Annotated in this window: 1 protein-coding gene; it reads left to right on the top strand. The window is 77.1% G+C overall.

Going from position 1 to position 1,120, the window contains the following annotated elements; genetic code table 11:
* The coding region (locus MTQ10_RS30655) for an aminotransferase-like domain-containing protein (protein ID WP_247474048.1) at positions 1-1,118 on the top strand (1,118 nt) is incomplete at its 5' end.
* Positions 1,119-1,120: the final 2 nt, after the last annotated feature.

Raw genomic sequence — 1,120 nt, 5'->3', positions numbered from 1 at the left:
GCCCCGCCGTCTTCGACGAGCTGCGCGCCGCCCCCGCCGCCGTCGACCTCACGCCCGGCCGGCCCGACCTGGCCGCCTTCCCGCGCGCGGCGTGGCTGCGGGCCGAGCGGGCGGTGCTGGGCGGGCTGTCCGCCGAACAGCTCGGGTACGGCGATCCGCGGGGCGTGCCCGAGCTGCGCAGGGCCGTCGCCGGATGGGTGGCCCGCAACCGGGGTGTACGGGTCGCACCCGACGAGGTGCTGATCGTGTCCGGGACCGCGCAGGCGCTGACGCTGCTCCATCCGGTGCTGCGCGCGGAGGGCGTGGACGCGGTCGCCGTCGAGGACCCCGGCTCGCTGGGCTCCCGGCAGCATCTTCAGGCGGGCGGCCTCGCCACCCCGGGCGTGCCGGTGGACGAGGACGGCGTCCGGGTGGACGCGCTGCGCGCCACGGGGGCCCGCGCGGTGCTGCTGACCCCGGCCCACCAGTTCCCGACCGGGGTCGTCCTGAGCGGGGAGCGCCGCCGGGAGCTGCTGGCGTGGGCACGGGACGGCGGGCTGATCCTGGAGGACGACTACGACGCCGAGCACCGCTACGACCGGCCGCCCGTGCCCGCCCTGCGCGGGCTGCTCGCCGACCGTGTCTGCTATCTCGGCAGCGTGTCCAAGCTGCTCGCGCCGGCGCTGCGGATCGGCTGGATGGTGCCGCCGCCCCGCCACCGCGGCGCGCTGACCGACGCGAAGCGTTTCGCCGACCTGGGCAATCCGGTGCTGCCGCAGTTGGTGCTGGCCCGGCTGATGGACTCCGGCGAGCTGGAACGGCATCTGCGGACCCTGCGCCGACGGCACCGGGCCCGCCGGGACGCGATGATCGCCGCGCTGGCCGTGCATCTGCCGGGGGCCGTGGTGCACGGGGCGTCGGCGGGGCTGCATCTGACGGTGACGTACGAGGCGGACGTACCGGATCTCGAGCTGGCCGGCGCCGCGCTCGCCCGTGGCGTGAAGTGCCAGCCGCTGTCCTGGCACCGGCAGCGGCCCGGCCCGCCCGGACTCGTCCTCGGCTACGCGAGCAGCCCACCCGGGGTCATCGCCGAGGGGGTCGCCGTCCTGGGGGAAGCGCTGCGGGAGCTGTGCCGCTGAGC

The sequence above is a fragment of the Streptomyces sp. XM83C genome (assembly GCF_023072675.1).
GTDB lineage: Bacteria > Actinomycetota > Actinomycetes > Streptomycetales > Streptomycetaceae > Streptomyces > Streptomyces thermocoprophilus.
This window is presented reverse-complemented; position numbering and strand designations above follow the sequence as displayed.